The organism is Pseudomonas sediminis, from assembly GCF_039555755.1.
GTDB lineage: Bacteria > Pseudomonadota > Gammaproteobacteria > Pseudomonadales > Pseudomonadaceae > Aquipseudomonas > Aquipseudomonas mendocina_D.
Window position 1 is genome coordinate 679,394 of sequence record NZ_CP154631.1, and the last position, 24,078, is coordinate 703,471.

20 protein-coding genes are annotated in these 24,078 nt (G+C 62.9%); 1 reads left to right on the plus strand and 19 read right to left on the minus strand.

The annotated features are described in order from the left end of the window. Window positions 1–120 precede the first annotated feature (120 nt). From AAEQ75_RS03295 to AAEQ75_RS03315, 5 genes are all read right to left on the minus strand, one after another. Window positions 121–1,059: a Nudix family hydrolase gene (locus AAEQ75_RS03295; RefSeq protein ID WP_017361314.1), complete on the minus strand. Its 939-nt coding sequence runs from the start codon at window positions 1,057–1,059 to the stop codon at window positions 121–123. Then, the gene (locus tag AAEQ75_RS03300) at window positions 1,056–1,688 is read right to left on the minus strand and encodes a glutathione S-transferase family protein (protein ID WP_125873809.1); all 633 of its coding nucleotides are present in this window, start codon (window positions 1,686–1,688) and stop codon (window positions 1,056–1,058) included. Before AAEQ75_RS03300 ends, AAEQ75_RS03295 begins: the two co-directional genes overlap by 4 nt. Window positions 1,689–1,819: 131 nt before the next feature. Next, window positions 1,820–3,037, minus strand: coding sequence for a bifunctional glutamate N-acetyltransferase/amino-acid acetyltransferase ArgJ (gene argJ / locus AAEQ75_RS03305; RefSeq protein ID WP_343350883.1), 1,218 nt, complete (start codon window positions 3,035–3,037; stop codon window positions 1,820–1,822). A gap of 140 nt (window positions 3,038–3,177) precedes the next feature. Then, complete coding sequence (gene secA, locus AAEQ75_RS03310; protein ID WP_343350884.1) at window positions 3,178–5,913, minus strand: preprotein translocase subunit SecA; 2,736 nt, start codon at window positions 5,911–5,913, stop codon at window positions 3,178–3,180. A 239-nt stretch (window positions 5,914–6,152) separates the two neighbouring features. Further along, window positions 6,153–7,073 (minus strand): M23 family metallopeptidase, encoded by a 921-nt coding sequence (locus AAEQ75_RS03315; protein ID WP_125873811.1) that lies wholly within the window; start codon window positions 7,071–7,073, stop codon window positions 6,153–6,155. Between the two features lie 78 nt (window positions 7,074–7,151). Here AAEQ75_RS03315 and AAEQ75_RS03320 point away from each other — a divergent pair, with 78 nt between their 5' ends. Continuing rightward, entirely contained in the window at window positions 7,152–7,607 is a 456-nt protein-coding gene (locus AAEQ75_RS03320; protein WP_125873812.1) for a DUF721 domain-containing protein, read from the plus strand. Window positions 7,608–7,761: 154 nt separating this feature from the next. On the opposite strand, the gene lpxC is transcribed toward AAEQ75_RS03320, so the two are convergent. The 14 genes from lpxC to ftsL all read right to left on the minus strand — a co-directional run bounded on the left by lpxC (window position 7,762) and on the right by ftsL (window position 24,058). Beyond that, complete coding sequence (gene lpxC, locus AAEQ75_RS03325; RefSeq protein WP_108233555.1) at window positions 7,762–8,673, minus strand: UDP-3-O-acyl-N-acetylglucosamine deacetylase; 912 nt, start codon at window positions 8,671–8,673, stop codon at window positions 7,762–7,764. Window positions 8,674–8,784: 111 nt separating this feature from the next. Continuing rightward, complete coding sequence (gene ftsZ, locus AAEQ75_RS03330) at window positions 8,785–9,978, minus strand: cell division protein FtsZ (RefSeq protein ID WP_084341757.1); 1,194 nt, start codon at window positions 9,976–9,978, stop codon at window positions 8,785–8,787. Window positions 9,979–10,020: 42 nt separating this feature from the next. After that, window positions 10,021–11,268 carry a cell division protein FtsA gene (ftsA, locus tag AAEQ75_RS03335; RefSeq protein ID WP_084341758.1) on the minus strand — a complete coding sequence of 416 codons (1,248 nt, stop codon included), beginning with the start codon at window positions 11,266–11,268 and terminating at the stop codon, window positions 10,021–10,023. Between the two features lie 15 nt (window positions 11,269–11,283). Next, window positions 11,284–12,150 (minus strand): cell division protein FtsQ/DivIB, encoded by an 867-nt coding sequence (locus tag AAEQ75_RS03340; RefSeq protein WP_343350885.1) that lies wholly within the window; start codon window positions 12,148–12,150, stop codon window positions 11,284–11,286. Between the two features lie 3 nt (window positions 12,151–12,153). Continuing rightward, window positions 12,154–13,095: a D-alanine--D-alanine ligase gene (locus tag AAEQ75_RS03345; protein WP_313402709.1), complete on the minus strand. Its 942-nt coding sequence runs from the start codon at window positions 13,093–13,095 to the stop codon at window positions 12,154–12,156. Then, window positions 13,092–14,492, minus strand: coding sequence for a UDP-N-acetylmuramate--L-alanine ligase (gene murC / locus AAEQ75_RS03350; RefSeq protein ID WP_343352320.1), 1,401 nt, complete (start codon window positions 14,490–14,492; stop codon window positions 13,092–13,094). The genes AAEQ75_RS03345 and murC overlap by 4 nt, the downstream gene beginning before the upstream one ends. Window positions 14,493–14,526: 34 nt before the next feature. Next, window positions 14,527–15,597: an undecaprenyldiphospho-muramoylpentapeptide beta-N-acetylglucosaminyltransferase gene (gene murG / locus AAEQ75_RS03355; RefSeq protein WP_343350886.1), complete on the minus strand. Its 1,071-nt coding sequence runs from the start codon at window positions 15,595–15,597 to the stop codon at window positions 14,527–14,529. Further along, the gene (ftsW, locus tag AAEQ75_RS03360) at window positions 15,587–16,804 is read right to left on the minus strand and encodes a putative lipid II flippase FtsW (RefSeq protein WP_099522447.1); all 1,218 of its coding nucleotides are present in this window, start codon (window positions 16,802–16,804) and stop codon (window positions 15,587–15,589) included. Before ftsW ends, murG begins: the two co-directional genes overlap by 11 nt. Then, the gene (gene murD / locus AAEQ75_RS03365; protein ID WP_343352322.1) at window positions 16,804–18,150 is read right to left on the minus strand and encodes a UDP-N-acetylmuramoyl-L-alanine--D-glutamate ligase; all 1,347 of its coding nucleotides are present in this window, start codon (window positions 18,148–18,150) and stop codon (window positions 16,804–16,806) included. The genes ftsW and murD overlap by 1 nt, the downstream gene beginning before the upstream one ends. Window positions 18,151–18,155: 5 nt before the next feature. Continuing rightward, on the minus strand, window positions 18,156–19,238 hold the full coding sequence (mraY, locus tag AAEQ75_RS03370; RefSeq protein WP_099522448.1) for a phospho-N-acetylmuramoyl-pentapeptide-transferase: 1,083 nt from the start codon (window positions 19,236–19,238) through the stop codon (window positions 18,156–18,158). Continuing rightward, on the minus strand, window positions 19,239–20,609 hold the full coding sequence (locus AAEQ75_RS03375; protein ID WP_343350887.1) for a UDP-N-acetylmuramoyl-tripeptide--D-alanyl-D-alanine ligase: 1,371 nt from the start codon (window positions 20,607–20,609) through the stop codon (window positions 19,239–19,241). Further along, window positions 20,602–22,065 (minus strand): UDP-N-acetylmuramoyl-L-alanyl-D-glutamate--2,6-diaminopimelate ligase, encoded by a 1,464-nt coding sequence (locus AAEQ75_RS03380; protein ID WP_343350888.1) that lies wholly within the window; start codon window positions 22,063–22,065, stop codon window positions 20,602–20,604. The genes AAEQ75_RS03375 and AAEQ75_RS03380 overlap by 8 nt, the downstream gene beginning before the upstream one ends. Next, a complete protein-coding gene (locus AAEQ75_RS03385) occupies window positions 22,065–23,792 on the minus strand; it encodes a peptidoglycan D,D-transpeptidase FtsI family protein (protein WP_106732774.1) in 1,728 nt (575 codons plus the stop codon). The genes AAEQ75_RS03380 and AAEQ75_RS03385 overlap by 1 nt, the downstream gene beginning before the upstream one ends. Then, window positions 23,789–24,058, minus strand: a complete 270-nt coding sequence (gene ftsL / locus AAEQ75_RS03390) for a cell division protein FtsL (RefSeq protein WP_430523452.1) — start codon at window positions 24,056–24,058, stop codon at window positions 23,789–23,791. Before ftsL ends, AAEQ75_RS03385 begins: the two co-directional genes overlap by 4 nt. Between the last annotated feature and the right edge of the window lie 20 nt (window positions 24,059–24,078).

Below are 24,078 nucleotides of genomic sequence, written 5' to 3' on the forward strand. Positions count from 1 at the left end.
TCCTACCGACCGTGCATACAGGGTCGTAGGGCGTACTCGCGGAGCAGTACGCCATTCTGGAATACGATGATGGGTTGCAGAGCCACCGGCGGACTGTTCGCCTAGGCTCCTGAGTCCGCCCTACGGCCAGAATGCGCGGATGCCCGCAACGCCCTGGGCGCCAATCTGCCAGGCGCGCTCGATATCGGCCGGGCCGATACCGCCCAACAGGTAAGCCGGCAGGTTGAAATGGGTCAGCATCTCGCTTGCTGCCTCCCAACCCAGCGGCAGTGCTTCGGGATGCGTTGCGGTCGCCTGCACCGGCGACAGGGTGACGAAATCCACACCCATCTGCGCTGCCAACGCCAGCTCCTCGGCACTGTGGCAGGAGGCTGCCAGCCAGCGATGCTCCGGGAAAGGCCGGCCGCCAGCGGCATGCTTGCGCAACTGCTCGGCAGTCAGGTGCCAGCCTGCCGCCGGAAAGTCGCCCAGCCATTCCAGCGGTCCCTTGAGCATCAGTTGCGCCTTGCCGGCGCACAGGCCCTGCACGTCGACAGCCAGGTCGCGGTACTGCGGGTCGAACATGTTCGGCGCACGCAGCTGAATCAACCGGACACCCTGCGCCAGGGCACTGCGGATGCCGGCCAGCAGCTCGCTCGGTTCCAGGCCGTCCGGGGTGATCAGGTAACGATCTGGCAGGCGCGCGGCGGCGACTATGGGCTTGTTGGCAGCGGGAAACTCGTACTCCGGAAGTTGCCGCTCGCTGACCCAGGCCAGCGGCTGGCCTTCTGCGCCATGTGGCTCACCGCTGAAGGTCAAGACTTCCCAGACGTCCAGCAACACCTGCTTGTCCGGGTAATCGTGGCGAATCTGAATCAGCGCACGCGCCGCTTGCGGACGGATGCCAAGCTCTTCCTGCAACTCACGGTCGAGGGCGACGCGCACTGCCTCGCCCTCTTCCACCTTGCCGCCGGGAAACTCCCACAGACCACCCTGGTGCTTATCCTGCGGGCGCTTGGCAATCAGGATGCGTCCATCGACACCCCGAATCACCGCTGCGGCGACATGAACACGCTTCACCCCTTTACCTCCTGCAATGCTGCCTGATACCAGCGTTGGAACGCCGGCCAGCGATAGATGGTTTCGACATAAGCCGCAGCTGCTGTCGGTAGCGCCACACGATAGCTGCGCAGTCGCGCGGCGACCGGCGCGTAGAAGGCATCGGCGATGCTGGCCTGGCCGAACAGATAGTTGCCGGTACTGGCGTATCGCTCACGGCAGCCAGCCCAGATCGCGCAGATGCGATCGATATCGGCCTGCGCCTCGTCAGGCAGTTCGGCCAGCGCCTTGTCCCGCGCCAGGTCCATGGGCAGATGACTGCGCAGCGCCGTGAAGCCGCTGTGCATCTCCGCACAGATACTGCGCGCCAGCGCGCGGGCCTGCCGCTCCTGCGGCCACAACTGCGCTTCTGGATAACACTCGGCCAGGTACTCGGCAATCGCCAGGGAGTCCCACACCGCCCCTTGCTCAGTCAGCAGAACCGGCACCTTGCCGGTGGGCGAATAACGCAACAGTTGTGCGCGACTGTCTGGCTGAAACAAACGCACCCGCAGCTCTTCGCAGTCGGCACCGGCCAGATCGACCGCCAGCGCCGCACGCAGAGACCAGGAGGAATAGTTCCTGTCACCAATCACCAGTTGCAGTGCCATCTCGCGTGTCCTCGCCTACGTTCCTGGAAATACCCCGAAGTCGATCGACGTTAAAAGCCCGCCCCCCGAATAGCAAATTCCCGCGCGTCATGGGGTCATGAGGCGCGGGAATAATGGACGGCCGGGACTGATCAGGTGCGGTATTCGGCGTTGATCTTGACGTACTCGTGGGACAGGTCGGTGGTCCAGATGGTCTCGCTGCAGCTGCCGCGACCCAGCTCGATACGGATGGTGATCTCCTCACGCGCCATCACCGCTGCGCCCTGCTCTTCGGTATAGGTGGTCGCACGGCAACCCTTGCTGGCGATGCAGACTTCGCCGAGGAAAACGTCGATCTTGCTCACATCCAGTTGCGGTACGCCGGCATAGCCGACAGCAGCGAGGATACGCCCCCAGTTGGGATCGGAGGCGAACAGCGCGGTCTTGATCAGCGGCGAATGGGCCACTGCATAAGCCACGTCCAGGCACTCCTGATGGGTGCCACCGCCGTTGACCTGCACGGTAACAAACTTGGTCGCGCCTTCACCGTCACGGACGATGGCCTGCGCCACTACCATGCACACTTCGAACACCGCCTGCTTGAGCTTGGCGAACAGCTCACCGGAGGCGTCGCTGATCTCAGGCAGTGCGACCTGGCCGGTAGCGATCAGCATGCAGCAGTCGTTGGTCGAGGTGTCGCCGTCGATGGTGATGCGGTTGAACGACTTGTTGGCCGCGTCGCGCACCAGATCCTGCAGCACACCCTGGGCGACCTTGGCGTCGGTGGCGATATAGCCGAGCATGGTAGCCATGTTCGGACGAATCATGCCGGCGCCCTTGCTGATACCGGTAACGGTGACGGTCACGCCATCGTGCTGGAACTGGCGGCTGGCACCCTTGGGCAGGGTGTCGGTGGTCATGATGCCGGTGGCGGCAGCTTCCCAGTTGTCGGTCTTGAGATCGTCCAGTGCAGCCTGCAGCGCGGATTCGATCTTCTCCACCGGCAGCGGCTCACCGATAACCCCGGTGGAAAACGGCAGCACGGCGCTTTCGGCCACACCGGTCAGCTCGGCCAGGCGGGCGCAGGCGCGGCGCGCACGGGCCAGGCCATCGGCGCCGGTACCCGCGTTGGCATTGCCGGTATTGGTCAGCAGGTAACGCACTTCGCCACCCAGGCGCTCGCGCGTGATCAGCACAGGTGCCGCGCAGAAGGCGTTGGTGGTGGTCACCCCGGCGATACGCGAGCCTTCGGCACAGCGCATCACCACCACATCCTTGCGCCCAGGACGCTTGATGCCGGCCGAGGCGATACCGAGCTCGAAACCAGGAACCGGGTGCAGGGTAGACAGCGGGCCAAGACCAACAGCCATGAGATGCGCTCCTTCAGATATACGGTGATCGCTTCGGCGACCGAATGAGATGGTAAAACGCCGCGAGCGGCTGGGCCGTTCGCGGCGTTGTCAGGGCGCTGGCAGCATAGCCGAAGCGCCCGCCACTGCAAGCGGTCCGATCAGCCGATCTGACCGTGGCAGTGCTTGTACTTCTTACCCGAACCGCAAGGGCACGGCTCGTTACGGCCAACCTTCTGCTCGGCACGTACCGGAGCGGCGGCCATCGCAACGTCGCCTTCTTCGCCATCGTTCTCTTCAGCCGCCAGTGCCGAGGCCTCGGCGTGCTGGAACTGCATGCGCTCGGCCATGGCTTCGGCTTCGCGGCGCAGACGAGCTTCTTCTTCGGCCGGATCTTCGCGCCGCACCTGAACGTGGCTGAGCACGCGGATGGCATCGCGTTTGATCGACTCCAACAGCTCCTGGAACAGGGCGAAGGACTCGCGCTTGTATTCCTGCTTGGGGTTCTTCTGCGCGTAGCCACGCAGGTGAATCCCGTGACGCAGGTGATCCATGGTCGACAGGTGGTCTTTCCACAGATCGTCCAGCACACGCAGCAGAATCTGCTTCTCGAAGGTACGCAGAGCCTCCGCGCTGGCCTGGGTTTCCTTCTCGTTGTAGGCAGCCAGCAGTTCGGCAAGGATGCGCTCACGCAGGGTTTCTTCGTACAGCTTGTCGTCTTCATCCAGCCACTGCTGGATCGGTAGCTTGATGCCAAAATCGCTCTGCAGGGTGGACTCCAGACCGGCGACATCCCACTGCTCCGGCATAGACTGCGGCGGAATATGGTTGTTGACTGCGGTGGTCAGCACTTCCTCGCGGAACTCGGCGATGGTGTCGCCAACGCTCTCGGCAGCCAGCAGGCTGTTGCGCATGTGGTAGATCACCTTGCGCTGCTCGTTGGCCACGTCGTCGAATTCGAGCAGTTGCTTACGCATGTCGAAGTTACGCCCCTCGACCTTGCGCTGTGCCTTCTCGATGGCGTTGGTGACCATGCGATGCTCGATGGCCTCGCCGGACTGCATGCCGAGGGCCTTCATGAAATTCTTCACCCGATCCGAGGCGAAGATACGCATCAGGTTGTCTTCCAGCGACAGGTAGAAGCGGCTGGAGCCCGGGTCACCCTGACGACCGGCACGACCACGCAACTGGTTGTCGATACGACGCGATTCGTGGCGCTCGGAGGCGATCACATGCAGGCCGCCGGCTTCGATCACCTGCTGGTGACGCTTCTGCCACTCGCTCTTGATCTGCGCGATTTGCTCGTCGGTGGGGTTTTCCAGCGCTGCCACTTCCACTTCCCAGTTACCGCCGAGAAGAATGTCGGTACCACGACCCGCCATGTTGGTGGCAATGGTCAGTGCGCCCGGACGACCGGCCTGGGCGATGATCTCGGCTTCCTTGTCGTGGAACTTGGCGTTGAGAACCTTGTGCTCGATGCCTGCCTGATTCAGCAACTGACTGACGTACTCGGAGGTCTCGATGGTGGCGGTACCCACCAGGATCGGCCGGCCCTGGGCCTGGCAATCCTTGATGTCGGCGATGATCGCCTGGTACTTCTCTTCCTGGGTCAGATAAACCAGGTCGTTGAAGTCCTTACGCGCAATCGGCTTGTTGGTCGGGATGACCATCACGTCCAGACCGTAGATCTGACGGAACTCGAAGGCCTCGGTGTCGGCGGTACCGGTCATGCCGGACAGCTTGTTGTAGAGACGGAAGTAGTTCTGGAAGGTGGTCGAGGCGAGGGTCTGGCTCTCGGCCTGGATATTCACCCCTTCCTTCGCTTCGATGGCCTGGTGCAGGCCCTCGGAGAGGCGGCGGCCCGGCATGGTACGGCCGGTGTGCTCGTCGATCAGGATCACCTGACCGTTCTGCACGATGTACTCGACATTGCGATTGAACAGCTTGTGCGCGCGCAGGCCGGCGTAAACATGGGTCAGCAAGCCAAGGTTGTGCGCGGAATAGAGGCTCTCGCCTTCAGCCAACAGGCCTGCAGCGGTAAGCATCTCTTCGACATACTGGTGGCCAGCTTCGTTGAGCTCGACCTGGCGGGTTTTCTCGTCGACCTTGTAGTGACCTTCCTGAGTCACCACGCCTTCCTCTTCCTCGATGTGCTGCTTGAGGCGCGGGATCAGCTTGTTGATCTCGATGTACAGCTTGGAGCTGTCTTCAGCCTGACCAGAGATGATCAGCGGGGTACGGGCTTCGTCGATGAGGATGGAGTCGACTTCGTCGATCACGGCGAAATTCAACTCGCGCTGGAATTTGTCTTCCAGGCTGAAGGCCATGTTGTCACGCAGGTAATCGAAACCGAATTCGTTGTTGGTGCCATAGGTGATGTCGGCGGCGTAAGCAGCACGTTTCTCTTCAGGCGGCTGGAAGGGGGTGACGATACCCACGGTCAGGCCGAGGAACTCATACAGCGGACGCATCCAGTTGGCGTCGCGGCGGGCCAGGTATTCGTTGACCGTGACCACGTGCACGCCCTTGCCGGACAGCGCGTTGAGGTAGACCGCCAGGGTACCTACCAGGGTCTTGCCCTCACCGGTACGCATCTCGGCAATCTTGCCCTCATGCAGGGCCATACCGCCGATCAGCTGCACATCGAAGTGGCGCATGCCCATCACTCGCTTACCGGCCTCACGGGCCACAGCGAAGGCTTCGGGAAGCAGCTTATCGAGGGTTTCGCCCTGAGCCAAACGGCCCTTGAACTCTTCGGTCTTGCTACGCAGTTGCTCGTCCGACAGGGCGATCATCTGCTCTTCGAGGACGTTGACGGACTGCACCGCCTTGACCAAGCGTTTGACTTCACGCTCATTCTTGCTTCCGAAAAGTTTTTTAAACAGAGGCGCAAACATATCGACAGGATCTTCCGGCGAATGGATGGAGGTCGGCGCAAATCGCGACCATGGCAGCCAGCATGGCTGCGGGCAAAGGGGGCATTCTACCCGGAAAACTCAGGGAGGAAAGTGACGTTGTCAGCCCGTTGCTGCCGCATAATGGCGCAGGCCACGCATCCCCGGTCAGCCAGGGACGCGGCGTAAAACTTTATATGGGGATGAATGCTGTCAATTCAAGGTCAGCCTGTTGCCCCGACTCACTCGACGCCGTTGGCGCGCGCGATATAAAGGGCAGGATTGACCTGTCGGCCATCCTTGCTGACTTCGAAATGCACGTGATAACCGGTGGAGCGACCACTGCGACCGACCTTGGCGATGGTCTCGCCGCGCTGCACCAGATCACCGATCTGCACAGTGTTGCTCTGGTTGTGGGCATAGAGGGTGACGTAGCCATCGGCGTGACTGATCTCAACCACGTTGCCATAACCGTTCTTCTTGCCGGAGAAGGTGACGATACCCGCCGCCACCGACACCACATCGCTCCCCGGCTTGGAGGCGAAGTCGACACCCTTGTGGACACTCACGCGACCGGTCAGCGGGTGCACGCGACGCCCGAAAGGCGACGACACATAACCTTGCAAAACCGGGCGACCAGAAAGTGTTTCAGCTTCACTCAGGCGACGCTCGCCAAGCAGCTGCTCCAGCACTTCCAACTGCTGCTCGCGGCTTTCCACTCGCAGCGCAAGGCTGTCAAGCGCGCTCATGAAAGGTGGCGGTGCATAGGCCGAAGCGCCCAGCGCATCTTCCGCGCCGCCCTGCCCGACACTGAGGGAAAAATCGAACTCGCCTGCGTCCAGCTCCGCCAATTCGGTCAGGCGCTCGCCCAGAGCATCGAGCCGCGTGAGGCGCGCCTGCAGCTCCGCGACATGCACGGCAAAGGCGTCGAGCTGACGTTGTGCGTCCTGGCGTACCACGCCAACCTGTTCACGCTGCAGATCGAGTGCTTCGGCCAGCGAGGTGTCGACCACCGGCTCGGTGGTCAACCACTTGGCGCCCATTGCAGCACCAGCACCCAGGCTGAGGACCAGCAGCAGGACAACCGACAGCAGCAACCAGCGCAGGTTTAGATGGATTGTTCGCGCCGAACCGTGACGGCTATTTAGCAGAATGATATGCATGGCTTCCCCTTTTCGCAGAGCACAGGCCGGCAGCACGCTCTGCTACCATGACGGCTCTGCAACTTAAGGCTTCCTGCCATGACGTTTCGTCCCTTGCCGGCTCAGGCACCCGCTAAGCTGTTACGCGAAGCCAAGCCCCTGAAAGCGCTGTTCGGTCAGGCGCAACGCCTTACTCACCTACAGCGTCTTGTCGATAGCCAGCTACAGCCTGCCGCCCGGGAACACTGTCATGTAGCCTCCTGGCGAGACGGCTGCTTGCTATTGATCGTGACCGATGGCCACTGGGCAACACGCCTGCGTTATCAGCAAAGAAGACTGCAACGACAACTACAGGCACTCGAAGAGTTCGCGACCTTAACGAAAATCATGTTCAAGGTGCAACCTCAAGGGGGCCAGAATCGTGGAACCGTTCGCACCCTGCACCTGTCCAATAGCGCCGCACAAAGCATCCAGGCGACAGCCGAAGGCATCAGCGACCCCAGGTTACGCGCCGCGCTTGAGCGCCTGGCCAGCCATACGCAGAAAGACGAATGACCCCTCATTCCGTTCGTCGGCAAACGTCTTTTTTGCCGCTTTCGCCAGATGATTGGCGCCATGAATCGTTGCAGCACTCACCACCGACTCAACCACGCGCCATAAAAAAGGCCACCCGAAGGTGGCCTCAATTGAAGCTGGAAAGAGAGTGTATTTACACCGCAGCAACCGGGCGCATGTAAGAGATCGGTGCGAGTTTGGCGTCCTCGAAGGTCACCATTTCCCAGGCATCAGTCTGCTCAATCAACGTGCGCAGCAAACGATTGTTGAGCGCGTGACCAGACTTGAGGCCCTTGAACTCGCCGATCAGGCTGTTACCCAGCAGGTACAGGTCACCGATGGCATCGAGAATCTTGTGTTTGACGAATTCGTCCTCGTAACGCAGGCCGTCTTCATTGAGCACACGATGTTCGTCGACCACGATGGCGTTCTCCACACTGCCGCCGAGCGCCAGGTTCTGCGATCGCAGGAACTCGATGTCACGCATGAAACCGAAGGTGCGGGCCCGGCTGACTTCCTTGACGAAAGACGTACTGGAGAAATCCACACTGGCGCTCTGCGTGCGATTGCGGAACACGGGGTGATCGAAGTCGATCTCGAAGCTCACCTTGAAACCGTCGAAAGGTACGAAGGTAGCGCGCTTATCGCCCTCCTCCACAGTCACCTCACGCAGGATGCGGATGAACTTCTTCGGCGCTTCCTGCTCCTGCAGGCCAGCGGATTGAATCAGGAACACAAAGGGACCAGCACTGCCATCCATGATCGGTACTTCGGACGCGGAGAGCTCGACGTAGGCGTTATCGATGCCCAGGCCTGCCATGGCCGAAAGCAGATGCTCTACCGTATCCACCTTGACATCACCATTGATCAATGTGGTCGACATGGTGGTTTCACCGACATTCCCGGCCAGCGCGCGGATTTCCACCACGGGGTCGAGGTCGGTACGACGAAACACGATACCGGTATCCACCGGAGCCGGCTTCAGGGTCAGGTAAACCTTCTCCCCCGAATGCAGGCCAACGCCGGTGGCACGGATGATGTTTTTCAGGGTGCGTTGTCTGATCATGGCTTGGCCGCTATATCGCTAGTTGCGAATTGTTTTCAACAATGGCTGGAAATAATAGCAGAACCGACCTTTGCTGAACACCAATCGCCCATATGCTCCTGATAAATTCCATCAATCAGCCTGGCGACGCAGGAAAGCCGGGATATCCAGGTAATCGAGATCATCCTGGGTATTGAGCTTGGCTGCAGTGGCGGCGCCACCGTGGCTCTGGCGCTGCACAGTCGGACGCTCGTAGTCCTTGTAGTTGACCGACTGCTCGCTGCGCGGCTGCGCGGCAGGCTGCTGGGCAACCGGCTGGCTGACGGCGACCTGAACGGTGTTGTCGACCACCTTGACCGGCTTCTCCATGCGCGCGCCGAGACCGGTAGCGACCACGGTGACATGCAGTTCGTCGCGCATGTCGGCGTCGATCACGGTGCCGACCTTGACGGTGGCGTGCTCGGAAGCGAACTGCTCGATGATGCTACCCACGTCGGAGTACTCGCCCAGGGACAGGTCAGGACCGGCGGTGATATTCACCAGGATGCCGCGAGCGCCCTGCAGATTAACGTCTTCCAGCAGCGGGTTGCGGATGGCCGCTTCGGTGGCTTCACGCGCACGGTTCGGACCGCTGGCGCAGCCAGTGCCCATCATCGCCATGCCCATTTCGCTCATCACGGTTTTCACGTCGGCGAAGTCGACGTTGATCATGCCCGGACGCTTGATGATGTCGGAGATACCGCGCACGGCACCGGCCAGCACGTCGTCAGCCTTGGCGAAGGCGGACAGCAGGCTGGCGTCCTTGCCGAGGATGGTCAGCAGTTTTTCGTTGGGGATGGTGATCAGCGAGTCGACGCTCTCGGACAGCGCGCGAATGCCTTCATCGGCGATGACCATGCGCTTCTTGCCTTCGAACGGGAACGGGCGGGTGACCACGGCCACGGTGAGGATGCCCAGTTCCTTGGCCACCTCGGCGATGACCGGCGCAGCACCGGTACCAGTACCGCCACCCATGCCGGTGGTGATGAACACCATGTCGGTGCCTTGCAGCACTTCAGCGATGCGCTCGCGATCTTCCAGCGCGGCCTGACGACCGACTTCCGGATTGGCGCCAGCGCCCAGGCCCTTGGTCACGCCCGGGCCGAGCTGCAGCACGGTACGTGCGCCAATGTTCTTCAGCGCCTGCGCATCGGTGTTGGCGCAGATGAACTCGACACCCTCGATGTTGCTGACCGCCATGTGATTGACTGCGTTACCGCCGCCACCACCGACACCGATTACTTTGATAACCGCGCTTTGCGGAATGTTATCTACTAGTTCGAACATGATCCCTCTCCTTCCTTTCTAGTTGTAACGCCTACTGCAAATTTAGAAATTGCCTTGCACCCAACGCTTGATGCGTTCGAGTACCGGGGTTTTGTTTTCGTCCTGGTAAGGACTGCCCACCGACATGGAAATGCCGTCGTTCTGCTTCTGCAGCCCGTACAACAGCAAACCCACACCGGTGGAATAAATCGGGTTGCGCACCACGTCGCCCATACCCTTGACGCTGTGCGGTACGCCCAGTCGAACCGGCATGTGGAAAATTTCCTCGGCCAGCTCCACCGCGCCTTCCATCTTCGCAGTGCCGCCAGTCATGACGATGCCGGCGGGAATCAGGTCTTCGTAGCCGCTGCGGCGCAGCTCGGCCTGCACCAGGGTGAACAGCTCGTCGTAACGCGGCTCGACCACTTCAGCCAGGGACTGACGCGATAGGTCACGCGGCGGACGATCACCGACGCTAGGCACCTTGATGGTTTCGCCAGCACCGGCCAACTTGGCCAAGGCGCAGGCGTAGCGAATCTTGATTTCCTCGGCGTACTGGGTCGGCGTACGCAGGGCCATGGCGATATCGTTGGTAACCTGGTCACCAGCAATCGGAATCACCGCGGTGTGGCGAATCGCACCTTCGGTGAAGATGGCGATATCGGTGGTGCCGCCGCCGATGTCCACCAGGCACACGCCCAGTTCCTTCTCGTCCTCGGTCAGTACCGAATAAGCGGATGCAAGCTGCTCGAGGATGATGTCGTCGACTTCCAGACCGCAGCGGCGCACGCACTTCTCGATGTTCTGTGCGGCATTCACGGCGCAGGTGACCACGTGCACCTTGGCCTCCAGGCGCACCCCGGACATGCCCAGCGGCTCGCGCACGCCTTCCTGGTTATCGATCACGTAATCCTGCGCCAGGGTGTGCAGCACGCGCTGGTCCGCGGGAATCGCCACGGCCTGCGCGGCGTCGAGCACACGTTCGATGTCAGCCGGGCTCACTTCACGATCACGGATGGCGACGATACCGTGGCTGTTGAGGCTGCGGATGTGATTGCCGGCGAGGCCGACGAAGGCCGAATGGATGCGGCAGCCGGCCATCAGCTGGGCTTCTTCAACGGCGCGCTGGATCGAGGCCACGGTGGACTCGATATTGACCACCACACCCTTCTTCAGCCCGCGCGACGGATGAGTGCCGATACCGACGATTTCCAGCTGGCCGTCGGCCGTCACCTCGCCCACCAGCGCCACCACCTTGGAGGTGCCGATGTCCAGGCCAACGATCATCTTGCCGCTCTGCGCGCTATTCATTAGTCCTGCCTCTCCTCAATTCACTTTCTGCTCGGCCGCAGCCGGCTCCACCGGCTCACGCAAGGCCACGGCCAGGCCGTTGGCATAACGCAGGTCGATGCGCGCGATGTTCGCGCTCTGTTCCTTCAGCTCCCGCTCGTAGATGGCGGCGAACCGACGCATTTTTTCCACCACGTGATCACGTCCCAGCAGGATGTCGATACGCTGGCCGCTGGCATTCTCGGTGGCCGAGAGGAACCAGCTGCCACGTTCACGCAGTTGCAGCCCGACCACGGTGAAGCCCATCGGCCGCAGCAACTGGCTGAGCATCTGGTATTGCTGCATCACCTTCGGCTGCGCCCGCTTCGGGCCGGACAGCTGCGGCAGGTGCTGGTAGTTGTCCAGCTCCTGCGGCGCGAAGGCCTGGCCCTGGTTGTTGAGCAGCGCCTCGTCACCCCAGCGGGCGATGGGCAGTTGTTCTTCCAGACGCACGTCGATCTGATCCGGCCAGACGCGACGCACTTCGGCGTGGGCAATCCAGGGCATGCGCTCAAGCTCTTCGCGCATGCCGCGCAGGTCGACACTGAAGAAGCTCGCCTCGATGAATGGCGCGATCCGCCGCTGCACCGCCTGCTGGCTGACGTAGGCCAGATCACCCTGCACGCTGATGCGCGCGATCGGGCGGTCGGCGTAAGGCAGCAGACGCTGCGCACCTTCATAGGCGCCAAAGCCCAGCCCCACCAGCAGCAGCGGCCAGAGCAAACGCCCGACCCAGGAAAAATCCGGCTTGGGCATGCGCAGGCGCATCGGCTCCTTGGCCACCAGGCGGCTGGCGCCACGAGGCGCGGGCTTACCGCGCAACGGAGCCCTCAGCGTGTCCTGATGACGTAAAGCCACTGTCATGACTTAACCCCTCGCCTCGACGCTGTCGGCCAGGATCGCCAGCACCAGTTGCTGGAAATCCAGGCCGGCGGCGCGCGCGGCCATAGGCACCAGGCTGTGATCGGTCATGCCCGGTACGGTGTTCACTTCCAGCAGCCAGAACTGGCCACTGGCATCCTGCATCACATCGGCGCGCGCCCAGCCCTGAGTGCCTACGGCCTCGCAGGCACGTGCGGTGAGCGACTTCAACTCGGCTTCCTTCTCCGCGGACAGGCCGCAGGGAATCCGGTACTGGGTGTCATCGGCCAGGTACTTGGCGTCGTAGTCGTAGAAGGTGTGCGGTGTACCGAGGCCGATGGGCGGCAGCACTTCACCACGCAACACGGCGATGGTGTACTCGGGCCCGGCGATCCACTGCTCGACCAGCACCTGGCTGTCGTAGCGGGCCGCGTCCTGCCAGGCAGCGACCAGCGCCTCGACGCTCTCGACCTTGGCCATGCCGATGCTCGAGCCTTCGTGGGCCGGTTTGACGATCAGCGGGAAGCCCAGTTCAGTGGCGGCAGCCTCGCAATCGACCTGCGAAGTCAGCACGGCATGGCGCGGCGTCGGCAGGCCGAGGCTGTGCCAGACCTGTTTGGTCCGCAGCTTGTCCATAGCCAGCGCCGAAGCGAGGATGCCGCTACCGGTATAAGGAATGCCGGCGCACTCAAGCAGGCCCTGCATTGAGCCGTCCTCGCCACCGCGGCCGTGCAGCACGATGAAGGCGCGGTCGATCTTCTCGCTGTTCAAACGGGCCAGGAAATCATCACCCACGTCGATGCCGAAGGCGTCCACGCCAGCCGCCTGCAGGGCGCTGAGCACGGCATTGCCGGACTTCAGCGACACCTCGCGCTCGGCGCTCTTGCCGCCGAACAACACGGCGACGCGACCGAAAGCCTTGGGATCGAGGGTACTGTGCAAACTCATTTCGACTCCCCCACGAACAGTGGGTGCTTGATCAATTGCGGTGCTACCGCGCCAATATCACCAGCCCCCTGGCACAGCAGGATGTCGCCGGCACGCAGCAGCGGCTTGAGCAACGGTGCCAGGTCGGCACCGCGCTCGACGTAGATCGGATCGAGCTGGCCGCGCTGCCGAATGCTGTGGCACATCTGCCGGCTGTCGGCACCGGGAATCGGCTCCTCGCCGGCCGGGTAGACCTCCACCAGCAGCAGTACATTGGCTTCACCCAGCACCTGCACGAAGTCGTCGTACAGATCGCGGGTACGGCTGTAACGGTGCGGTTGATAGACCATCACCAGACGACGCTCCGGCCAACCGCCACGTACGGCCTTGATCACCGCGGCCACTTCACGTGGGTGATGACCGTAGTCATCCACCAGCATCACACTGCCGCCGTCCACCGGCAGTTCGCCGTAAACCTGGAAGCGCCGACCGACGCCCTGGAAGCCGGACAGGCCAGCAACGATGGCGGCATCGTCGATGCCTTCGTCAGTGGCGATGGCGATGGTCGCCAGCGCATTGAGCACGTTGTGATTGCCCGGCATGTTGACCGACACATCCAGCGGCTCGCAGTCCGGGCGCAGCACGGTGAAATAGGTGCGCATGCCTTCCTGGCGCACGTTGATCGCACGCACATCGGCGTCTTCGGAGAAGCCGTAGGTCACGGTCGGACGGCCGACCTGCGGCAGCAACTCACGCACCACCGGATCGTCCACGCAGAGCACGGCCAGACCGTAGAACGGCAGGTTGTGCAGGAACTCGATGAAGGTCTTCTTCAGCTTGTTGAAGTCGCCGCCATAGGTGCTCATGTGGTCGGCGTCGATATTGGTGACCACCGAGACCATCGGCTGCAGATGCAGGAAGCTGGCGTCACTCTCGTCGGCTTCGGCGATCAGGAAACGGCTGGAGCCGAGCTGGGCATTGGTGCCGGCTGCATTCAGGCGCCCGCCGATGACGAAAGTAGGATCGAGGCCGCCAGCAGCGAACACCGAGGCCAGCAGGCTGGTGGTGGTGGTCTTGCCATGGGTGCCGGCCACCGCGATGCCATGGCGGTAGCGCATCAATTCGGCGAGCATCTCCGCACGTGGCACCACCGGAATGCGCCGCTCCAGCGCGGTGGCGACTTCCGGGTTGCTGGTGTTGACGGCGCTGGAAACCACGAGCACGTCAGCCTGCTCGGCATTCTCTGCGCGATGCCCGATGAAGATGGTGGCGCCGAAGTTTTCCAGGCGCTCGGTCACGGCCGAGGCCTTGAGATCAGAGCCAGACACTTCGTAACCCAGGTTGAGCAGCACTTCGGCGATCCCGCACATGCCCACACCGCCGATACCGACGAAATGAATGCGGCGGATACGGCGCATACGCCGTACTTCGGCCTTGACCGCTGCAGGCGACTTAGCCACGCATCACCTCCTGGCAGATGTCGACCACCGTGCGGGTGGCATCGGGCTTGGCCAGGCGACGCGCGGTGGCGCCCATGACATTGAGTTTTTCCAGGTGCATCAGAACCTCGGTGAGCTGCGCGGCAAGCGTGTCCGCGTCAGTGGCATTTTGCGCAAGAAGGACTGCGGCGCCCTCCTTCGCCAGGTATTCGGCATTGCGGCTCTGGTGGTCGTCGATGGCGTGCGGCAGCGGCACCAGAAACGACGGCAGACCCGCGGCGGCCAGCTCGCTGACAGTCAACGCGCCGGCGCGGCAAACCACCAGATCGGCCCAGCTGTAGGCACGAGCCATGTCCTTGATGAAGGGCGCGACCTCGGCTTCGACCGCAGCATCGCGATAACGCTCCGCAGTGATCTCGGCATGTTGTTTGCCGGCCTGGTGGAACACCTGCGGACGGACGTCAGCGGCAATTTTCCCCAGCGCGGCCGGCAACAATTTGTTCAGTGGCTCGGCCCCCAAGCTACCGCCGAGGACCAGCAGTTTCGGCTTGCGACCGACCAGCGGCTCGCGCGGCGTTTCCAGGAACAGCTCTTCACGCACCGGGTTACCGGTGGTACGCCGCTTGTCGGATGCACCGAAGGTGTTCGGGAAGGCTTCACAGATACGCGTGGCAATGCGCGACAACAGGCGGTTGGCGGTACCGGCTACGGCGTTCTGCTCATGAATCACCAGCGGTACGCCGGCCATGCGCGCGGCCAGGCCGCCCGGGCCAGTGACATAGCCGCCCATGCCCAGCACGCACACCGGCTGCAGCTCGCGCACGATGCGACGTGCCTGCAGCAGCGAGCGCAGCAACTGGAACGGCGCCTTGAGCAACGACAGCTTGCTCTTGCCACGCAGACCGCTGACGTTGATCAGGTGCAGCGGCAAGCCGGCTTGCGGCACCAGCTCGTTCTCGATGCCACGCGGCGTACCCAGCCAGTGCACGCTATAGCCGCGTGTCTGGAACTCGCGCGCGCAGGCCAGCGCCGGGAACACGTGGCCGCCGGTGCCGCCAGCCATGATCAGGACATTACCGCGCATGGGCGACCTCCTTGTTCGGCTCGGCGAAATCCTCTTCGCTGAACTCGATATCCTCGTTGCCCAGTACGTTGCGCCGCTCCCATTCGATACGCAGCAGGACTGCCAGGCTGACGCAGCAGATCACCAGCGACGAGCCGCCGTAGCTGAGGAACGGCAGGGTCAGACCCTTGGTTGGTAGCAGGCCGGTGTTCACGCCGATGTTGATCAGGAACTGGCCGATCCACAGGAAGGACAGGCCGTAGGCCACATAGGCGGAGAAGAACTGCTTGGCCTTCTCGGCCCACAGGCCGATGTACAGGCCGCGCACGCAGACGAAGACGAACAGTGCCAGAGTCGCCAGCGCACCGACGAAGCCCAGCTCCTCGGCCAGGACCGAGAAGACGAAGTCGGTGTGCGCTTCGGGCAGATAGAACTGCTTCTGGATACTGTTGCCCAGGCCCACGCCGAACCACTCGCCACGACCGAAGGCGATCAGCGCCTGAGTCAGCTGGTAGCCCGAGCCATACTGGTCGGCCCAGGGGTCGGTAAAGGTGATCAGACGCTGCAGGCGATATTCCTGAGTCTGCACCAGTACGAACACGGCGCCGACTGCCAGGGCCACCATCAGGCCGAAGCGCAGCATGCCGACACCACCGAGAAACAGCATGGCCATGGCCGAGCCCATCATCACCACGGTGGCGCCGAAGTCCGGCTCCAGCAGCAGCAGACCAGCCATCGGCAGCAGTACCACGAACGGTTTGAAGAAGCCCATCCAGCTCTCGCGCACCTCTTCCTGACGGCGCACCAGGTAGCCGGCCAGGTAGACGACGACGAAGACCTTGGCGATCTCCGAAGGCTGCACGTTGAACGCGCCGAAGCCGATCCAGCGCCGCGCACCGTTGACCTCGCGACCAATGCCGGGAATCAGCACCAACACCAGCAAACCGAACGCCGCCAGCAGCAGCATCCAGCCATAGCGCTGCCAGAAGCTCATCGGAATCATCAGCACGATGCCGGCGGCGCCAAGACCGATGACCAGATAAATCAGGTGGCGAATCATGTGATACAGCGGGTTGCCGGACAGCGCCGCTGCCACTTCCGACGACGCCGAGGTGATCATCACCAGGCCCAGGCCGAGCAGGCCGAGGCAACCCGCGAGCATCGGGAAATCGACATCTAAACCGCGACCGAACAGCGGCGAGGGACGCACGCGCAGGAAGCCAAGCATCAGCGCAGCCCTCCCACGGCCTGGGCGAACAGCCGCCCGCGTTCTTCAAAATTCTTGAACATGTCGAGGCTGGCGCACGCTGGCGACAACAGCACGGCGTCGCCGGCCTCCGCCAACTCGCTGCAACGCTGCACGGCCTCGTCAAGGGTCTCGACCCGCACCAGCGGCGCCGCATCGCCCAACACATCGGCAAGGCGCCCGGCATCACGACCGAGCAGCACCACCGCACGGCAGAAGCGCGCGACCGGATTTTTCAGCGCCGAGAAGTCGGCGCCTTTACCGTCACCGCCAGCGATCAGTACCAGCTTACCGGCGATATCCGCGCCCAGGCCTTCGATGGCTGCCAGCGCCGCACCGACGTTGGTCGCCTTGGAATCATCGTAGTAGCTCACGCAGCCGCGCTCACCGACCCACTGGCAGCGGTGCGGCAAACCAGCGAACTGGCGCAGAGTGGCGAGCATCGCCTCCATCGGCAGGCCGACGGCATGGCCGAGCGCCAGCGCCGCCAGGGCGTTGGACTGATTGTGCGCGCCGCGGATCTTCAGCTCGCTCACCGGCAGCAATGCATCGAAGCGAAACGCCAGGGACTTCTCGCCGTTCTCTTCGAGCAGGCCGAAGCGCTTGAAGTCCGGTTTGCCCAGGCCGAATTCCCAGCAGGTCACTTGGTCGGCGATCAGCGGACGCGACAGTGCGTCGTCACGGTTGATCACCACCTGACGGGCGCCGCGGAAGATTCGATGCTTGGCCAGGTGATAGGCAGGCAGACCGCTGTAGCGGTCCATGTGGTCTTCGCTGATGTTCAGGCAGGTGGCCACTTCAGCGTTGAGCTGATCGGTGGTTTCCAGCTGGAAGCTGGACAGTTCCAGCACATACAGCTCGACGTCATCCGCCAGCAGGTCCAGCGCTGGCGTACCGAGATTGCCGCCCACCGCCACGCGCTTGCCAGCCGCAGCCGCCATCTCGCCGACCAGGGTGGTGACGGTGCTCTTGGCGTTGGAACCCGTGATAGCGATGATCGGCGCCTTGGCATGGCGAGCGAACAGGTCGATATCGCCGGACAGTTTCACCCCACGCGCCGCCGCTTCGGCCAGCGCCGGAGTCGCCACCGCCAGGCCGGGGCTCACGTACAGCTCCGAGGCGCGGCAGAGGAAGTCCACATCCAGCTCGCCGCAACGTACTTCCACCTGCGGGTAATCACGCTTGAGCGTCTCCAGCTCCGGCGGGTTCGCGCGCGTATCGGCCACGGCAAAGCGCACGCCCTGCTGCGCAAGGAAGCGCACCAGGGACATGCCGCTCTTGCCGAGGCCGACAACGATGCGGAACTGGTCGGAAGCGATCAATGACACGCTCATTACCTCAGCTTCAGGGTGGCCAGGCCGATCAGCACGAGAATCACGGTGATGATCCAGAAACGGACGATCACACGCGGCTCAGGCCAGCCCTTGAGTTCGAAATGGTGATGGATCGGCGCCATGCGGAACACGCGCTTGCCGGTCAGCTTGAAGCTGGCGACCTGGATGATCACCGACAGGGTTTCCATCACGAACACCCCGCCCATGATGAACAGCACGACTTCCTGGCGGACGATCACGGCGATAGTGCCCAGCGCAGCGCCGAGCGCCAGCGCGCCGACATCGCCCATGAACACCTGCGCCGGGTAGGTGTTGAACCACAGAAAGCCCAGACCGGCACCGACCAGCGCGGCGCAGAACACGATCAACTCACCGGAACCCGGCACATACGGGATCAGCAGGTATTCGGCGAAGTTCACGTTGCCCGACAGGTAGCAGAAGATCCCCAGCGCACCGCCGACCATCACGGTCGGCAGAATGGCCAGACCGTCGAGACCGTCGGTTAGGTTCACCGCATTACTGGTACCGACGATAACGAAGTAGGTCAACACCACGAAGCCGGCGCCCAGGGGAATGGCGACATCCTTGAGCAGCGGCAGGATCAGGGTGGTCTCCACCGGGCTCTGCGCAGTCATATAAAGGAAGACAGCCGCAGCCAGACCGAACACCGACTGCCAGAAATACTTCCAGCGGCTCGGCAGGCCACGCGAGTTCTTCTCGATCACCTTGCGGTAGTCGTCGACCCAGCCAATGGCACCAAACGCCAACGTCACGGCCAGCACCACCCACACATAGCGGTTGGACAGGTCGGCCCAGAGCAGGGTACTGACGGCGATGGCGGTGAGGATCAGCGCGCCGCCCATGGTCGGCGTGCCTTTCTTCGACAGGTGCGACTGCGGGCCATCGTTGCGCACGGATTGGCCGATCTGACGCACCTGCAGGGTGCGGATCATCCACGGGCCGAGCCACAGCGACAGCGCCAGGGCGGTGAGCACGCCGAGGATGCCGCGCAGAGTCAGGTACTGAAAGACCGCGAAGCCCTTGTGAAACTGTTGCAGGTACTCCGCCAGCAGCAGCAGCATTTAGTGAATCTCCCCAGATACGCCACACAGCGCCACCACGACCTTGTCCATGGCAGCGCTGCGTGAACCCTTGATTAGTAGTGTGCTGCCGGCCTGCTCGGCGCGAAGCGCTTCGATCAGCTCGGCTTGATCGACGAAGTGACGGCCTTTTGAGCCAAACTCCTCGACCGCAAAACGCATCAGCGGGCCGACGGCATACAGTGCATCGACCTTGCCCGCAGCATGGCGACCGACATCGCGATGGCCCTGTTCAGCCCACTCGCCCAGCTCGCCCATGTCTCCCAGCACCAGAACGGTGCGACCGGAGAAGCCGGCGAGTATATCCACCGCCGCACACATGGACACCGGGTTGGCGTTGTAACTGTCATCGATGACTCGCACGCCGTTCGGCGCCAGCTGCGCTACGGCGCGGCCTTTGACCGGCTGCAGGTTTTCCAGGCCCTCGACCATGGCGACCAACGGCATACCCAGGGCATGAGCGGCAGCACAGGCAGCCAGCGCATTGGCCACGTTATGCTCGCCCAGCAGGTTGAGTTGAATGCGCGCGCTACCGGCCGGGCTACGCAGGGTGAAGCCCTGGCAGCCACGCTCGTCGCGGGCCAGATCGCTGCCGTGAAAGTCCGCGCGGGTGTCGCGCAAGGCAAAACTCAGCACCTTGCGTCCGGCTGCACGGCGCTGCCAGGTGACGAAGGCCTTGTCGTCAAGGTTGAGCACGGCCACGCCATCCTTCGGCAGGCCTTCGAGGATCTCGCCCTTGGCCTCGACGATCTTTTCCGGGCCACCGAACTCGCCGACGTGGGCATTACCGGCATTGGTGATGATCGCTACCTGCGGCCGGGTGAGGCTCACGGTGTAGGCGATTTCACCCACATGATTGGCGCCCAGCTCGATCATCCCGGCGCGATGCTCCGGCGCCAACTCCAACAGAGTCAATGGCGCACCAAGATCGTTGTTGAGGTTGCCGCGAGTGGCCAGTACCGCACCGTTCAAGCCGGCACGCAGGATGGCGGCGAGCATTTCCTTGACGCTGGTCTTGCCACTGGAACCCGTTACGGCAGCCAGCGGGCCGGTGAAAGCCTGACGATTCAGTGCCCCCAGTTGACCGAGCGCCAGGCGGGTGTCGGCCACCAGCAATTGTGGCAACGGGGCATTCGCCACTTCACGCTCGACCAGCGCGGCGACCGCGCCCTTGGCAGCGACTTCGGCCAGATAGTCATGACCGTCGAAGCGTGGACCGGTCAACGCCACGAACAACTGACCTGCAGCGATGGTGCGACTGTCGCTACCAACGGCGGAGAACGCCACATCGGCGCCGATCACGCGCGCGCTCAAGTCGGCGGCGACTTCGCTGAGCAGCCAAGGCTTAAGCATGAGTCGCCTCCCAGGCCGCCAGAGCCTTGTTCGCTTCGATCAGGTCGGAGAACGGCTGACGCACACCCATGATTTCCTGGTAATCCTCGTGGCCCTTACCAGCTAACACCAGCACGTCGGCGACTTCAGCCTGGGCGATCAGCCGTGCGATGGCATCGCCACGGCCGTGAATGAATTGCACCTGCTCCGGCGCGGCGAAGCCTGCGCGAATATCGGCAACGATCTGCGCCGGCTCTTCCGTACGCGGATTGTCATCGGTCACCCACACCACATCGGCCAAGCGCTCGGCAACCGCGGCCATCAGCGGACGCTTGCCGCGGTCACGATCACCGCCACAACCGAACAGGCAGACCAGGCGACCTTCGACGTGCGGACGCATGGCTTCGAGAACCTTTTCCAGCGCATCCGGGGTGTGCGCGTAGTCGACCACCACCAGGGGCTTGTCGCCGCCACCGAGGCGTTGCATGCGGCCAGCCGGCCCCTGCAGTTGCGGCAGAACCTTGAGAATCTCGTCGAGGCCGTAGTCCAGCCCCAGCAGCGCACCGACCACTGCCAACAGATTACTGAGGTTGAAGCGGCCGAGCAGATTGCTGCGCAGCACGCCTTCGCCACGCGGCGTCACCAGACGTGCGCGTACGCCGTGATCGTCGAAGTGCGCTTCGCTGCAATAAAGGAAGGCACCGGCATCATTCAGGCTGTAGCCGATCAGGCGCGACTCGTGCGCTTGCCCGGCCAGCTCACGACCGAAGGTGTCATCGAGGTTGATCACCCGGCAACGCAGATTTGGCCAGGCGAACAGCTTGGCCTTGGCCGCGCCATAAGCCTCCATGCTGCCGTGATAATCGAGGTGATCACGCGACAGATTGGTGAACACCGCAATATCGAACTCCAGCGCCGCGACACGGCCCTGGTCCAGACCATGAGAAGAAACTTCCATCGCTACAGCGCGAGCGCCGGCCTGCTTGAGCGAGGCCAGGGTGGCCTGCACGCCGACCGGATCGGGGGTGGTGTGTTTGCCCTGCTCCAGCGCGCCATGGAATCCAGTGCCCAGGGTACCGACGATGCCACAGGGCTGACCGAGCTGATCCAATGCCTGGGCCAACAATTGGCTGACGCTGGTCTTGCCATTGGTGCCGGTAACGCCGACCAGATGCAGGGCACGGCTCGGTTCGCCATAGAAGCGCCCGGCGATGGCAGACAGCTGTCCAGCGAGACCCTTGACCGGCACCAACACCGCACTTTCGGCATGCATGGGCGCAGCGCCTTCGGCCTCGAAGGCTACTGCCGCCGCACCGCGGGCGATGGCATCGGCGATGTGCACGCGGCCATCCTGCTGGGTGCCCGGCACAGCCAAGAACAGGTCACCCGGACGCACCTTGCGGCTGTCCAGGGTCAGTTCACGAATCAGCACGCTGCCCTCGGCAGCTGGCAACAATTGATTGAGCGGCATGGGCATCAGTTGCGCCCTCCCTGGCCAACAGCGGCCATCTTCTGCTCGGGTGGCGGCAGATTGTCTGGCGCAATGTTCATCAGGCGCAGCGAACCCGCCATCACCCGGCTGAACACCGGCGCGGAAATCAGGCCGCCGTAGTAAGCGCCCTTGCCGGGCTCATCGATGACAACGACCAGAGCAATGCGCGGATCCTGCGCTGGGGCAAAGCCGGCGAACAGAGAACGGTAGGAATTACTCTGGTAGCCCTTGGCACCAGCATTGGTCTTACGCGCGGTACCACTCTTACCGGCCACGTGGTAACCCGGCACCTGAGCACGGAATACGCCGCGCGGCGCCTCGACCACCTGCTGCAGCATGCCCTGCAGGGTCTTGGCCACGTTGGGCGACATGACCTGCATGGCGCTCGGCTTACTGTCCACGCGAATCATCGACAGCGGCGTCATGCCGCCGCCATTGGCCAGCGCCGCGTAGGCGTGCGCCAACTGCACGGCAGTCACCGAAAGGCCGTAGCCATAGGACAGCGTGGCGGTCTCCGCCTCACGCCATTTGCGATGGTTGGGCAGATTGCCGACACGCTCACCCGGGAAACCCAGGCCTGTATCGCGACCGAAGCCCAGGTTGCTCAGCACGTGATGGATATTCTCTCCACCCACGTCGAACGCGATCTTGCTCATGCCGACGTTGCTGGAGTTGATCAGGATGCCGGTCAGGTCCAACGCAGGGCCTTGAGTGCGGGAAACGTCACGAATGCTGTAGCGGCCGATCTGCAGAGTGCCGTTGCCGACCTGAACGATGTCGCTGGGTTTCCAGCGACCGGTCTCCAGCGCAGCGGACATCGACAACGGCTTGATGGTAGAGCCAGGCTCGAACACGTCGATCATGGCGCGGTTGCGCATGGCAGCCGGGGTCAGGTTGCGGCGATTGTTCGGGTTGTAGGTGGGATGGTTGACCATCGCCAGCACTTCGCCGGTCTTCACGTCGACCATCACCAGACTGCCGGCCTTGGCATCGTTTTCCAACAGCGCATTGCGCAGCTCACGATGGGCCAGATACTGCAAACGCAGGTCAATGGACAACGCCAAGGCTTTGCCAGCCTTGGCGTTCTGCGCAACCTGCACGTCCTTGATCAACTTGCCACGGCGATCCTTGAGCACCTGACGCTTACCTGGCACACCGGCCAGCCAGTCTTCGTAAGCCAGCTCCATGCCTTCACGACCGCGATCATCGATATCAGTGAAGCCGACGACATGCGCCGCCACTTCGCCAGCCGGATAGAAGCGGCGGAATTCTTCGATGGCATAAACGCCCGGCACTTTCAGGTCCAGCACGCGCTGACCGTTCTCCGGGGTCAGGCCACGCACCAGATACATGAACTCGCGTTCTTTGTTCTGCTCCAGACGTGCGGCGAAGTTGGCCGGGTCCTGCCCCAGGGCAGCAGCCAACGCTGGCCACTGCTCACGACCAGCCTGCAGTTCCTTGCCATTGGCCCAGAGCGTGGTGACAGGGGTACTGACGGCCAACGGTTCACCATTACGGTCGGTGATCAGACCGCGGTGCGCAGGAATCGGGATATGCCGCACGCTACGAGCATCGCCATGCGCTTTGAGGAAGTCATGATCGAGCACCTGCAGATCGAGCATGCGCCAGGCGATGGCGCCGACCATCAGCGCCAGCAACACCAGCACCAGGCGGAAGCGCCACGGGTAGAGTGCGCCTTCGAGCCCGATCATGGACGCACCATGCGCACGGCGGCAGGGTCGGGGATGTGCATTTTCAGCTGCTCGCTGGCCAGCGCTTCGATGCGGTTGTGTGCGGTCCAGGTGCTTTGTTCGAGAATCAGCCGGCCCCACTCGGCCTGCGTCTTGTCGCGCACGCTCAGCTCGCCGTACAGGTCATTGAGCAGTTGACGATTCCAATGCGCGCTGTAAGACACCGCCACTGCGGAAACCAGGATGGCGATGAACAACAGCAGCATCAGGAAGCTGCCGCTGGGCATGGACTTGATCAGCCGACGGC